The 13,832-nt window shown below is 55.0% G+C and carries 11 protein-coding genes; 4 read left to right on the forward strand and 7 right to left on the reverse strand.

The window, feature by feature from the left end:
- Positions 1-105 precede the first annotated feature (105 nt).
- Together DBV39_RS08830 and DBV39_RS08835 are read left to right on the forward strand one after the other, a co-directional pair.
- A complete protein-coding gene (locus DBV39_RS08830) occupies positions 106-702 on the forward strand; it encodes a Maf family protein (RefSeq protein ID WP_108623189.1) in 597 nt (198 codons plus the stop codon).
- 4 nt (positions 703-706) lie between these two features.
- Positions 707-1,414 (forward strand): SAM-dependent methyltransferase, encoded by a 708-nt coding sequence (locus DBV39_RS08835; protein ID WP_108621224.1) that lies wholly within the window; start codon positions 707-709, stop codon positions 1,412-1,414.
- Here the strand turns inward: DBV39_RS08835 and DBV39_RS08840 are convergent.
- The 4 genes from DBV39_RS08840 to DBV39_RS08855 form a co-directional block, all read right to left on the reverse strand.
- Complete coding sequence (locus DBV39_RS08840) at positions 1,405-2,031, reverse strand: protein-methionine-sulfoxide reductase heme-binding subunit MsrQ (RefSeq protein ID WP_108621225.1); 627 nt, start codon at positions 2,029-2,031, stop codon at positions 1,405-1,407. The genes DBV39_RS08835 and DBV39_RS08840 overlap by 10 nt on opposite strands.
- An 88-nt stretch (positions 2,032-2,119) precedes the next feature.
- Entirely contained in the window at positions 2,120-3,088 is a 969-nt protein-coding gene (msrP, locus tag DBV39_RS08845; protein ID WP_108621226.1) for a protein-methionine-sulfoxide reductase catalytic subunit MsrP, read from the reverse strand.
- A 40-nt stretch (positions 3,089-3,128) separates the two neighbouring features.
- Positions 3,129-3,782, reverse strand: a complete 654-nt coding sequence (locus tag DBV39_RS08850) for an HAD-IA family hydrolase (RefSeq protein WP_108621227.1) — start codon at positions 3,780-3,782, stop codon at positions 3,129-3,131.
- On the reverse strand, positions 3,779-4,684 hold the full coding sequence (locus tag DBV39_RS08855) for an RluA family pseudouridine synthase (protein WP_108623190.1): 906 nt from the start codon (positions 4,682-4,684) through the stop codon (positions 3,779-3,781). The genes DBV39_RS08850 and DBV39_RS08855 overlap by 4 nt, the downstream gene beginning before the upstream one ends.
- A gap of 498 nt (positions 4,685-5,182) precedes the next feature.
- Here DBV39_RS08855 and DBV39_RS08860 point away from each other — a divergent pair, with 498 nt between their 5' ends.
- The gene (locus DBV39_RS08860; protein ID WP_108621228.1) at positions 5,183-8,485 is read left to right on the forward strand and encodes an Rne/Rng family ribonuclease; all 3,303 of its coding nucleotides are present in this window, start codon (positions 5,183-5,185) and stop codon (positions 8,483-8,485) included.
- Between the two features lie 326 nt (positions 8,486-8,811).
- Positions 8,812-10,353, forward strand: a complete 1,542-nt coding sequence (locus tag DBV39_RS08865) for an IS1634 family transposase (protein WP_227870873.1) — start codon at positions 8,812-8,814, stop codon at positions 10,351-10,353.
- A gap of 486 nt (positions 10,354-10,839) precedes the next feature.
- On the opposite strand, the gene accD is transcribed toward DBV39_RS08865, so the two are convergent.
- From accD to trpB, 3 genes are read right to left on the reverse strand one after another with little or no spacing between them, the layout of a single operon-like run.
- A complete protein-coding gene (gene accD, locus DBV39_RS08875; protein WP_108621229.1) occupies positions 10,840-11,712 on the reverse strand; it encodes an acetyl-CoA carboxylase, carboxyltransferase subunit beta in 873 nt (290 codons plus the stop codon).
- Positions 11,709-12,566 carry a tryptophan synthase subunit alpha gene (trpA, locus tag DBV39_RS08880; protein ID WP_108621230.1) on the reverse strand — a complete coding sequence of 286 codons (858 nt, stop codon included), beginning with the start codon at positions 12,564-12,566 and terminating at the stop codon, positions 11,709-11,711. The genes accD and trpA overlap by 4 nt, the downstream gene beginning before the upstream one ends.
- A gap of 11 nt (positions 12,567-12,577) precedes the next feature.
- A complete protein-coding gene (gene trpB, locus DBV39_RS08885) occupies positions 12,578-13,777 on the reverse strand; it encodes a tryptophan synthase subunit beta (protein ID WP_108623191.1) in 1,200 nt (399 codons plus the stop codon).
- Positions 13,778-13,832: the final 55 nt, after the last annotated feature.

Below are 13,832 nucleotides of genomic sequence, written 5' to 3' on the forward strand. Positions count from 1 at the left end.
GTGCTGCACTGGTAACCGCAAAGACCCCACTCTTACCGACCCTTGCCCGACCGAGTACGTGTTACATCGGCCTTCCCTGCAACCATCATCGAATTTCCGCCAGACGTGACCACACTTGACCTGATTCTTGCATCAAGCTCCCGCTACAGACAGGCTCAGCTGCAATCACTTGGACTAGCCTTTCGCACCGCTGTACCGAATATTGACGAGGTTGCGCTTTCCCACGAAACGCCGTTATCAATTTCCAGAAGGCTGGCGCTGTCAAAAGCGCTTGCGGTCGCGAAACAATGCCCCGCAAGCGTTGTCATCGGTGCCGATCAAGTACTTGATCTGGACGGTTTGCCACTCGGCAAACCGGGGTCCCACGATGCAGCGACCAGGCAATTACGGCTTCTGTCAGGTCGGGTTGCATACTTTCACAGCGCAGTGAGTGTCATCAGCCCTCGCACACAGCAGGTGACCGTTTCCACCACACGCGCAGTGTTCCGACAACTCAGTGTGACGCAGATCGAGTCATACCTGCTTTTCGATCGACCTTACGACACCGCGGGTAGTGCCAAGGCCGAAAGCCTGGGTATTGCATTGCTGGAAGAGCTTTCCAGCGACGATCCAAGTGCGATCATCGGACTCCCACTGATCGCACTCACCCGACTGCTTAATAATATAGGCATTGATCCCATCAGCCTGAGCAAACAAGGATAACGCCGTGCCTGGCACTCTACACCTCATACCTGTCAGCCTTGCGGACGTGCAAGCCAGCATCTGGCTGCCAGATCATGTCCAGAAGGTAGCGAGCAAGCTGACTCGTTATATCGCCGAGAACGCAAAAACTGCGCGCGCCTTCCTAAAGCAGATGCCATTGGAACATCCTATCCAGAGCGTTCAGATTGAGACGCTGAGCCAGCGGGCAACGGATGTACAAATCAGTCAATGGCTCACACCACTTATGGATGGACAGGACATTGGACTGGTATCCGAGGCTGGCTGCCCCGCGGTCGCAGATCCCGGAGCACGGGTTGTCATGCTTGCCCACCAGATGGGCGTCATCGTCAAACCGTGGGTCGGGCCCTCATCTATTCTGCTTGGACTGATGGGCAGTGGATTGCAAGGCCAGCGATTCTCCTTCCATGGGTACGTTCCGGTCAAACCAGACGCACGCAAGCAGACATTACGCCTACTTGAGCAAGTTTCACAGAAAGAGGATCGGACTCAGATCCTGATCGAAACTCCCTACAGAAATCAGGCAATGCTCGACACACTGATCAGCTCGCTGCGGCCCCAGACCCGCCTGTGCGTTGCCAGTGGGCTGACTGGTCCAAACGAATGGATCAGGACCGAGAAGATATCCAACTGGCCAAAGATACGATGCCCAGACCTGTCCAGGGCACCGACCTTGTTCCTGTTTCAGGCCTGAGAGCGCCGACGATACTGAATCTTGCGAAGGACTCGCCAAGCGAGCAATGCCACGGCAATGGCACCGTAAACCATGACGTCAGCGTAATCATTCTTGCCGGCTTTGTGAAGCCAGTAATGCAGAATGATCGCCAGAGTGGCGCCATAGATCCATTGGTGCAAGGACTTCCAGCGCTTATTGAGACGCTTCATTGCCCACTGATTTGAAGTAGCAGCCAGAATCGTGAAAATCAGGAATGCGACAGAACCGAATGCCACAAACGGACGCTCAAGAATGTCATTCCACATGCCTGACAAGCCAAAGGCATGCTCCCAACCCGCCCAGGACAACATGTGCAACGTCGCGTAGAAGAACGCTGTCAAACCAAGCATCCGGCGCAAGCGGACCAGTGCTGGCTCCCCAAGCGCAACCTGAACCGGCGTCACGGCCAAGGTCAGCAAGAGCGCCACTAATGCCCAGGTTCCCGAAGAACGCGTCAGAAACTCGACTGGATTGGCAGTCAGGCCGTCTGTCCATCCGAGATACAACCACCGGATGACCGGATAGCCACAAACAACCAGTAGCCAGGGCTTCCAGGCATCGACCTGATTTGCAGACAAACGGTTTGATCGGATCATGGTTGTCCGGCGTCCCTGGAATGCTTGTCACCCCGGAAGGAAAATGACGAAACAGAAGGAAAAAGAGAATCGATCAGATCACCGGAGATCAATAGTTTTTAGCCAGATCCATGCCTGAATAAAGACTGGCAACCTGGTCGGCATAACCGTTAAACATCAGCGTCGGGCGGCGTGGCGTAAAGAACCCGCCTTCTCCGATTCTGCGCTCTGTTGCCTGGCTCCAGCGCGGGTGGCGAACCTCAGGGTTTACATTCGCGTAAAAACCGTACTCCTGAGGAGCGACAGCAACCCAGCTCGGTGTGGGTTGCTGTTCAGTCACGCGGATCGCCACAATAGACTTGGCTGATTTGAAACCGTACTTCCAAGGCACGACGAGTCTGACCGGCGCACCATTCTGGTTCGGGAGCACCTTGCCGTACAGGCCGAAAGTCAACAAGGTCAGCGGATGCATGGCTTCGTCCATTCGCAAAGCTTCCCGGTAAGGCCATTCCAGGACACGCGAACGCAAACCAGGCATGACATCAGGCTGCATATCGGTAACAAACTCGACGTACTTGGCGTTACCTGTCGGCTCTACTTTCTTGAGCAAGCTCGCCAGGGAGTAGCCGACCCAGGGGATGACCATGGACCACCCCTCGACGCAACGCAAGCGATACACGCGCTCCTGCATAGGCTCAAGCGCCAGCAACTCCTCAAGTCCGAAGGTACCAGGCTTGCCAACTTCACCTTCCACTCGCACAGACCATGGGTCAGTCACCATCTTGCCGGCGTATCGCGAGGGATCAGACTTGTCCAGACCAAACTCGTAGAAGTTGTTGTAGGAGGTGACATCCTTTTCCGGGGTCGTCGCATCCATCAGAAGGTAGTCCCGGTTTACTTGCGCTGGCAGGTCCCGCCCACCTGCACTGGTATTGGCGACAGACACATCAGCAAGCCCCGCGAGCGCAACACCTGCACCTGCAGCCACTCCTGCCGAAATAAACCGCCGCCGGTTGACCCAGACTTCCTCTGGTGTGATCTCTGAGGGCTTTGGCTGATTGAACCGATAACTGGCCATTCAAATTCTCCATGGGTGCCACACACCCCGAAGGGTAACTTCAGACTCGCTGGACCAACCACTGGTGAACAGTATCTGTACCTGAAAGGATGGCCTGATGCGGATGCCTGCGCAGTTCCTGTTCAGAATGTGCTCCGTACGTCACACCTAATCCGTGAACGCAGGCATTTGCCGCCATATTCAGATCATGGGATGTGTCACCGATCATGACAACCTTCTCAGGCGCCACACAAAGCTCATCCATCAATTCAAGGAGCATCCCCGGATGAGGCTTGCCAAACGTTTCATCCGCACATCTGGACGACGCAAAATACCGCTCTATGCCACTTGCCTTGAACGCTCGATCCAGCCCGACACGACTTTTTCCTGTTGCAACTGCAAGCATCACGCCACGGCCGACCAGTGATTCCAGCATCTCTGTGACCCCATCAAACAGTTTAAGTTCACTGTCTCGCATCAGATAATGATACCGATAGCGCTCAAGAAACTGCTTGCGATCACGCTCGGTCAGATCTGGGACGGCATGCTCTAGTGCCTGCTGCAAGGAGAGTCCGATCACCCAGCTTGCGCGCTCCTCATCAGGCACAGCAAGTCCAAGATCAGCGCTAGCGGCCTGGATTGCCCGCGTAATATCGCGGGTCGAATCCATCAGGGTGCCATCCCAGTCAAAGATAACCAGCTCGTATTGACTCATTCAGACTGCTCCACCAAACCGAGTGCAAATTCGCAGGTATCGGGCAAAGTAGCCTCGAGTGCGAGATACTGGCCTGTCAAGGGGTGAATAAACGTAAGGCTTGCCGCGTGCAGAAACATGCGTTTGAATCCGCTTGATGCAAACCATCTTGAATCTTCTTCGTCACCATATTTATCGTCACCGACAATTGGATGGCCGAGCGACGCGAGATGAACCCGGATCTGGTGCGTCCGGCCGGTTCTCAGTTCGGCATCCACCAGTGAATAACCGGCAAACCGTTTCAGACAAGTCACAACGGTATGAGCCTGCTGCCCCTGCTCATCAACCCGCACTCGCCTTTCGCCAGACGGGGTACTCCATTTGGTCAGACGCTGTCGTACATGCTGACGATCGTTAGCAACACGCCCTTTGACCAGCGCCAGGTAGTGTTTGCGAAACTCTCCGTCGCGCATCATCTCGTGCAGGCGGATCAACGCCTTGCGCTGCTTGGCCAGAATCAGCAATCCCGACGTGTCGCGGTCAAGCCGGTGCACAAGCTCGAGAAACCGGGCCTGTGGGCGCGCCGCCCTGATTGCCTCGATCACCCCGAAGGACACGCCACTGCCTCCGTGCACGGCGGTCCCGGCCGGCTTGTCAATGACCAGAATAGAGTCATCCTCGAACACAACCGGAAACTCTCTGCCGGGCACCTTGCGCTCGCTTTCTGGTGCCATCCGAAAGGGGGGAACCCGGATCACGTCACCGATCTGAATTCGGTAATCAACAGATGTACGGGAACGGTTGACCCGAACAGACCCGGATCTGACAGCCTTGTAGAGATGACTTTTAGGGACACCTTTACAAAGTCGAATCAGGAAATTGTCCAGGCGCTGACCTTCATGGGCCGCAGTCACCTCCACCATGCGTACGACCGGCGTAGGCTGGCCGATCTGGCGTTCTTCTTTGCGGTTATCAAAAACAGGCATATAATCCATTTAGCCTTAAAGGGTCTGGAATGCGACCGACGTCGAGATTCGCTGCTTAAAGCGCGCGTCTCCGTCCTGACGGCGATTGTACCGTCAGCTTCGCCAGACCTGTGGTGACCGACCGCCGGAAACATGGATTCCCCGGCACGGCAAGAACGAAACGTTTCGCAAGAACAAACTGTCGATATTTTCTGCCACCAGGCTGATGCAGTAATCGCCTGGGGTATTCAATACACTTAACCTGGCTTTGACTTTAGTTGAAACCTGACCGACTGTACGAACGATGCGCCTTCCGGCGCGAGCGCCATATTGCTTGCTGATTAGCCTCTTCCCGGTCTTCTGATCCGGCGTGAAGCGGCTGCGTTTCGATGCTTGAACCATCGGTCTCCAGGGCTGCGCGACACTGACGTCGCGACAACCTGATGGAGAGTTTGAATGAAACGCATGTTGTTCAATGCAACGCACCAAGAAGAGTTACGCGTTGCTATCGTTGATGGGCAAAAGCTCATTGACCTGGATATCGAAACCGCCGGCCGCGAACAGCGCAAAGGCAATATCTACAAAGGAGTCATCACCCGGATCGAACCAGGTCTTGAGGCCTGCTTTGTCAATTACGGTGAAGAGCGTCACGGCTTCCTGCCTTTTAAGGAAGTTGCTCGTTCCTATTTCAAGGAAGGAATCGATGTCCGGTCAGCCAGGATCCAGGACGCACTCAAGGAAGGCCAGGAGCTGATCGTACAGGTCGAGAAGGAAGAGCGCGGCAATAAAGGCGCTGCCCTCACGACATTTGTTTCGCTCGCAGGCCGCTACCTGGTCCTGATGCCGAACAACCCTCGCGGTGGTGGCGTGTCGAGGCGAGTCGAAGGCGAGGACCGCCAGGAACTGCGCGAAGCCATGGACCAGCTCGACATCCCGCAGGGGATGAGCATCATCGCACGCACCGCTGGTATCGGGCGATCTGTTGAAGAGCTGCAATGGGATCTTTCCTATCTGATGCAACTCTGGCACGCGATTGACGGCGCAGCCAAATCCAACCCGGCCCCGATTCTCATTTATCTGGAATCCAGTCTGGTTATCCGTGCCATCCGCGATTACTTCTCGCCAGACATCGGTGAGATCCTGATCGACACGGATGACATTGCCGACCAGGCCAGCGCGTTCATGAGCGTGGTGATGCCGGACAACGTCCATCGGGTCAAGCGCTATCAGGATGACGTCCCGCTGTTTTCACGGTTTCAAATCGAGCACCAGATCGAAACAGCCTATTCCAGACACGTCAATCTGCCTTCTGGTGGATCGATCGTTGTCGACCACACTGAGGCGCTGGTCGCAATCGACGTAAACTCGGCGCGCTCTACGCGTGGCGCTGATATTGAAGAAACTGCGCTGCGAACGAACCTCGAAGCAGCGGAAGAGGCCGCGCGCCAGCTGCGTTTGAGAGACCTTGGCGGTCTGATCGTGATCGATTTCATCGACATGGAAGACAGCAAGAACCAACGTGCTGTCGAACAGAAACTGCGCGAAGCTCTACATGTGGACCGGGCACGGGTTCAGATGGGCAAGATTTCCCGCTTCGGCCTGATGGAACTATCCAGACAGAGACTTCGCCCAGCCCTGAGTGAAGGATCGCACATCACCTGCCCCCGCTGTAACGGAACAGGTGTAATTCGTGATGCAGAGTCCAGTGCGCTTCATGTGTTGCGTCTGCTCCAGGAAGAGGCGATGAAGGAAAACACTGCGGCCATCCATGCCCAGGTTCCTGTCGAGGTCGCAACGTTCCTGCTTAATGAAAAGCGTAGCGACATCACCAAGATTGAGGCTCGCCTCAAAGTCAATTTGATGCTGATTCCAAACAAGCATCTGGAAACGCCCCATCACATCATTGAGCGTCTGAAGCATGATGACCAGCGGCTTGAAGATCTCAAATCCAGTTTCGACCTGATTCAAGCCCCTCCCACCGACACTGGCTGGGCACCAAAAGAATCTGACACACGGATCAAGCCCGAGGCACTGGTCAAAGCGATCACGCCTTCACAGCCTGCACCACAATCCAGCACCGCAAAAACATCAGGCGCCAGTCAAACCCGTCAGGCTCAACCAAAGGCCGAGACAACTGAGGATGCCATTCGCCTTCCCGGACTGCTTTCTCGTTTCATGGCATGGCTGACCGGCGCATCAACGGCGACCACGACCGAAGAGACACCTACCGCAAAGTCTGAAAGCGCTGGACGCAGTCGCAACAGCGGCTCACGTCGTAACGCTTCACAAACCGACGGTCAGTCTTCTGGCTCCCGCGGTCGCCGCCCATCCAAGCCGCAGAGTCGTCAAGCAGATCATCAGCAAGGCACCGAACGCAAGGCCGATGAGTCAAGCCCAAGTCCGGCAACCGTATCTGAAGTCCCCGGCCAGGAAGACCAGGCCCAGTCCGAATCGTCAAGCCGCTCACGCAACAACCGCAGTCGTCGCAGTCGCTCGCGCAACAAGGCCCAGAACCTGGCAGCAACTTCCGAGACCGCCAATACGCAGATGGTGGATCAGCAAGCTGAGCAAAATACGCCTGAGCCAGTCACTACGCAAGACACTGACGCTACAGATACATCAGTCGATCAGGCACGCAATGATGAACAGCAGAACGGGGAACAACTCGATCGTCCGCGTCGCCGCAGTCGCCGTGGACGCCGTTCACGCCGCCCGAGCGAAGCGAACGGTCAGAGTACCGATCAGAATGTAGAGAATCAGGATGGGCCCGCTTCTGAAGATAAGCAAGTCACTGACAATCGCTCATCCGGGCCGGACGCTCCGTCTCAACAAGTGGATGACAAAGCTGATCGAACCAGCGCTCCTGCCCAGGCGACAGCCGTAGCCTCTGTCGTGGCAACTGATCTCGCTACCAATGCAGTATCAGCTCCTCACGTGGCAGAGCCAGAGAAGGAGCCGGCATTCAAAGAGTCCTCAGCCGAAGAAGCGCCCAGCACCAAGCCTGTATCAGGTCAGACCACGTCAGAATCTGTTTCCGAACCTGTAAAGTCAAAATTGACTAACGTCGAGGATTCAGAGATTGCCTCTGACGCAATAACGTCCGCTTTGCCTGAGAACAAGCCCGTTGAACCAACGCTGCTTGCAACAGACGCTACAGATGCGAATCTCACTTCCGTTGACGCGGATGGTCAAACTGCTTCCGAGGACAAGCCCACAAGGGGCGCCGATCAAGAATCAGCGAACCTGCCTGCTCAGGCCAAGTCGGAAAAAGGTGAAGCCCTCAATTCGAATCCAATTGAGCAGGTCGCGGCAGCCTCCAGCGCAGAGACTCGCGACGTGACGTCACAAGGCGAATCATCAGTAGAGGAATCGGCAGTAGAACAGACGGTACCTGAAAGGCAGATAGACTCTCAGGTCAATCATGTCGCTGATACGGCTGAATCTGATGCGTCTGAATCACCAATCAGGCTCGCTAGCGAGGAGACGACACAAACGGAGGAAATTCGTGTCAGCAATAGCGTCTCTAAAGGATCGAGAAGCAATTCGAATATTGGCGAACTCAACGATGCAGACCGTGAAACACTCCACGCAATCATCGAATCCGCAGGTCTGAAGTGGGTTGAAAGTAACCCTGAACGGGTTGCTCAAGCCAAAGAAGCCTCATCCGGTTCACCAACCCGTCTGGGGCGTGAACCAAGGCAGATTGTCAAAGCAGAGAATCAGGAACTCGTGCAAGTAGAAACTCGCCAGCACGCCTGATATCCCATGTGAAGACAGGACCACAAAAAGCGCTCCGAAGACTTGACAGGTCTTCGGAGCGCTTTTCTTATGTGAGGTGAAATCCTCAACTTTCACTATCAAATAGTCACCGACTTGGGAGTCATAGCCTGTGTTTTACTCCCGACTCAGACACCGATAAGGCCGGTGTCTGAGTCGGCAAAACCGATTTCTCGCGCCGACCCATCCGTCCTGACTTCTGCCAACTTTATTAAGAAAAATTGAGAATTGAAAAATAGTTGTTATTTTTCAATTCCTTACAATTTCCCAGAAGACGTAAACACGTACTAAATGCTATCTTTTCGCTCATGCGAGGAGATCTCACCGTCAGAAAGACCCGGACCAAATCAGGCGCGACCGCCGTTCAGGTGGTGCGATACAAGGCATCGCGCTGTGAGGTCGTCAAACACATGGGCAGTGCGCACGATGACAGCACCCTCCAAACCCTGCTGGCCGAGGCCCATCGCTACGCAGAGGCACATTGCGTGCAGCCCAGTCTCTTTGCCGAGGAGCTGGCACCACCCCCAGCGGTTGACATGCGTCACGCCAGTGTCATCGGCGTCACCCATCAGTTTGCCCGTTCGGCATTGCTGGTCTGTGCCAAACGTTGCGGTTTGAGCGAACTGCACGAGCTATACCTCGATCTGGCCCTCATGCGGATCATTGAGCCAGCTTCCAAGCTGCGCACTCTACAACGACTACAGGAACACTTTGACGTGCGCTATGCGGAGCGCACCGTCTACCGCTTGTTGCCTCGACTCGTTGAGCAGCAACCGCACATCGAGTCAGCCGCCATTGCCCTGGTGCAGAATGAGCTCAAGGAGCCGTTGAACCTGGTTCTCTATGATGTCACGACGCTGTACTTCGAGTCGTTCAAGGAATATGACTTTCAACGACCCGGTTTCTCCAAAGACAACAAACCCCAGCAACCTCAGATCGTCATCGGTCTGATCACCACCACGTCAGGCTTTCCCGTCATGCACGAAGTCTTCGAGGGCAATACCTTCGAAGGTCACACGATGCTGGACATTCTCAGGCGCTTTGAGCAACGTGTCGGATCGGCTTGCAAACCCGTCATCGTGGCCGATGCTGCCATGCTTTCGACGGAGAACATGCACCAGTTACAGCAACAAGGCTATCGATACATCGTAGGGGCTCGACTGGCCAACCACAGCAAGGCATTCATTGATCAGATCGACGCAAAAATGCCACGCATTGACAAAGCTGTGCGCCGGTTCTCTCACACACTCAGGAATAGCAAAGTTCAAGTTGACGTCAGTATCGTGTGCCAGTTCTCGGACGCACGCTACAAGAAAGACAAGCGAGAGCTCGAAAAACAGGTCAGCCGTGCGCGAGCACTGCTCGATCGCGACGAGCCAGGCAGAAGGGCTCGATTCATCAAGAAGTCCAACAGCAAGGGCCAGTTCGAGTTCAACGATGAACTCAACGAAAAGGCGCAGACGCTGCTTGGCATCAAGGGTTACGTGACCAATATCTCACCACAGGATTTGTCTGATGAGGACGTGGTGCGCCATTATCACGACCTCTGGCATGTCGAACAGGCATTCCGGATCAGCAAGTCAGATTTGCAGGCACGGCCCATTTATCATCGTACGCAGGACGCGATTCGTTCGCACATCGTCACCTGCTTCATGGCCTTGATGATGGCGAAGTATCTGGAAATCAAAACCAGTGTGTCGATCAGGCGAATTCGAGATGAGTTGTGGAAAGTGCATGATGTCCGGATTCGTGACGACCGCACCGGGTTCGTCCACCCCCTGAGGATGCAATCGGAATCCGCCGTGATCAAAAAGCTGACCGAGCTGTTGAAACTCGAAAACACGTACTAAATGGCAGAACTCGGGAGGCCGGTGTCTGAGTCGGCAAAACCGATTTCTCGCGCCGACCCATCCGTTGCACTTTCAGGATCAAGGCGAGATCTCCCCAGATAAGGGTTCACGCACACCTTCGTCGCACAACCGCCGCATCTACACCACCTCACCTTGGTCACAAGAGCTTTGCGGTTTATGGCCCGCTCGCCCTGCTCGGCAGTGCCTTGTATGCGATTTCTGTTCGTCGGCTCGCGACTTACGCTCCACGCTTGGCCCCTCGCTTCGCTCTCCCCACGATCGGTCACCCTTTCGCAGTTGCGCTTCACTTTGCTCACTGTGACCAGCTCGCAGCGGGACTTGCACCCGCAGGTGTGCGCCCATGCTGGGCGCACATAAAAAATCCCGGCACCATTTCTGGGCAGGGATTCTCTGGGGATTTAGCTCAGAAAGCCAAGGAAAGTCTATGCAGGAAGCTATTTAAAGCCCCACACGCACTCAATCATCTCAACCAGAAAGGTCGACCGTCTGGTCCATCAACAGACCCATCAATAAGGCGAGTTCGTTGCGCAATTGACGTCGATCGACAACCATGTCAATCGCACCTTTCTGAAGCAGAAACTCCGATCGCTGAAATCCTTCCGGCAACTTCTCACGTACTGTCTGTTCGATGACACGTGGTCCAGCAAAGCCGATCAGCGCCTTCGGTTCGGCGATCACCACATCACCAACAAAGGCAAAGCTGGCTGATACGCCTCCCATGGTTGGGTCAGTCAGAATACTGATATAAGGCAATCTGTGCCGGGCCAGTTCAGATAGTGCGGCATTGGTTTTAGCCATCTGAAAGAGCGAGAAGAGGCTTTCCTGCATTCGCGCACCACCAGAGGCAGTCACACAAATGAAGGGTGTACGCTGCTCGATTGCATGCTGGACGCCACGTACAAATCGCTCACCAACAACAGACCCCATCGATCCGCCCAGGAAATCAAATTCGAAAGCGGAAATCACGCACGGCAAGCTGTGAATGGAGCCACTTACCGTCAGCAAAGCTTCAGACTCACCCGTCTGCTTGACAGCTTCCTGCAAGCGTTCAGGATACTTTCTGGAGTCCTTGAACTTCAGTGGATCGACTGAGCGCGTATTCTGACCTATCTCAACCTGCCCCTCCCGATCAAGCAAGGCTGCAACGCGTGCACGTGCATTAATCCGCAAGTGATGATCACACTTTGGGCACACATGCAAGTTGGCAGCCAGATCCTCGTTGTAGAGAACAGTCTCGCAGGAGGGACATTTAACCCAGAGACCCTCAGGTACCCGCTTGCCTCCGGGATCACCATTCTTGTTAATGCGAGGAGGCAGAATTTTGTCTAACCAACTCATGCCGTTTGCTCCGCGGACCGTTTATCAACTTGCTCGATCGCCCGCCTGATTCCTGCCAGCCAGTCGTGACCCGCCTTGACGGCAGCGTCGGTCTGCTTCGCAGATTCGAGCCCCTCACATGCTTGATTCATCACCGAGATCAATTTGCTTCCAATCACGACTGCGTCTGCAACCCTGGCAACCCTGGATGCGCTAACCTCGTCGCTGATCCCAAAGCCGACACCGATCGGAATCGAAACGTGTTCACGAATACGTCGGACCTGGCGAGCCACGTCCTCGGTATCGATATTCGCGGCGCCCGTGATTCCTCTGAGCGACACGTAGTAAACATAACCACGCGCAACCTTGCCAACAGCTGCCACGCGTTCCTGCGTGGACGTTGGCGCGAGCAAAAAGATAGGAGCGATCTGTGCCTTGTCCAGCATCTGACCAAACTGCTCAACTTCCTCTGGTGGATAGTCGACGATCAACACACCATCTACACCTGATGCTGCCGCACGATCAACAAATGCCTGCTGACCCATTCGCTCTACCGGGTTGGCATACCCCATCAAGACGACCGGTGTAACCACATCATCCTTGCGGAACGCTGCAACCATTTCAAGAATCTGTGGCAACCCGACGCCTTGGGCAATAGCATGCTCAGCTGCTTTCTGAATGATCGGACCATCCGCCATCGGATCTGAAAATGGCACTCCGAGCTCGATCACGTCTGAACCGGCCTTGACCAGTTCATGCATAAGTTTCACAGTCGAGTCAGCCAACGGATTACCCGCGGCAATGTATGGAATCAGTGCCGCTCGATTCTGGGCTTTCGCTTGATCAAGTGCGTCCGTAATTCTTTGTATCGTCACCTCGAAGCCTCTCAGATTTCAATGCCGCTGCGCTGGGCAACTGTGTTGATGTCCTTGTCACCGCGACCAGACAGATTAACCAGTACGATCCGGTCCCTGGAGAGCGTCTTTGCAAGTTTCGCTGCATGAGCGAGCGCATGCGAGCTTTCCAGCGCGGGGATAATCCCTTCAATACGGCAGCAGGTATGAAACGCCTCAAGTGCTTCGTCATCTGTCACTCCGACATACGAAGCCCGAGCAGAGTCGTTCAGCCAGGCATGTTCAGGGCCCACACCTGGGTAGTCAAGGCCCGCGGAGATCGAGTGTGTTTCCTTGACCTGTCCGTGCTCGTTCTGGATGACATAGGTGCGATTGCCATGTAGCACCCCGACTTGCCCAGCGCCGATTGACGCAGCGTGTTCACCTGTCGAAACCCCGTGCCCCGCCGCCTCAACTCCGATAAGCTTGACGTCCTCGTGCTTGAGGTATGGATAGAAAATGCCCATTGCATTGGATCCGCCACCAACGCACGCAACAACATAATCCGGTTGCCTTCCAGCGTACTGCTCCATCTGCACAATCGATTCCTCACCAATCACAGACTGGAAATTACGGACCAGCATCGGATAAGGGTGAGGACCGGCCACTGTTCCGATAATGTAGAAGGTCGTGTCTACGTTTGTCACCCAGTCACGAAGCGCCTCGTTCAGTGCATCCTTCAGTGTTTTGGAGCCAGACTCAACCGGAACTACGGTCGCACCAAGCAGCTTCATTCGATAGACATTTGGCGCCTGGCGTTTGACGTCCTCACTGCCCATGTAGACGATACACTCCATCCCGTACCGCGCACAGACTGTTGCCGTTGCAACACCATGCTGTCCAGCCCCGGTTTCAGCAATGATGCGCTTCTTGCCCATCCGCCTTGCCAGCAATGCCTGCCCAAGACTGTTATTGATCTTGTGAGCGCCGGTGTGGTTCAGGTCTTCGCGTTTGAACCAGATCTGTGCTCCGCCAAGCTCCTCAGACCATCGCCGTGCATGGTAAATCGGCGTCGGACGGCCGACGAAATGTCTGAGCTCGCTATGAAACTCGGCCAGGAACTCGGGCTCGTCACGATAGGTTTCATAAGCTTGCTGCAACTCGGAAAGCGCATGCATGAGCGTTTCCGCCACGAAAACGCCACCATAAGGACCAAAGTGTCCTTTTGCATCCGGAAAATCGTAAGGTTTCAAGGCAACTGCCTCCATGCCGGCGGACTAAAACCCTGATTTTAACAGCCCAACCCGT

Origin of the sequence: Orrella marina (assembly GCF_003058465.1) — a bacterium.
Taxonomy (GTDB): domain Bacteria; phylum Pseudomonadota; class Gammaproteobacteria; order Burkholderiales; family Burkholderiaceae_B; genus Algicoccus; species Algicoccus marinus.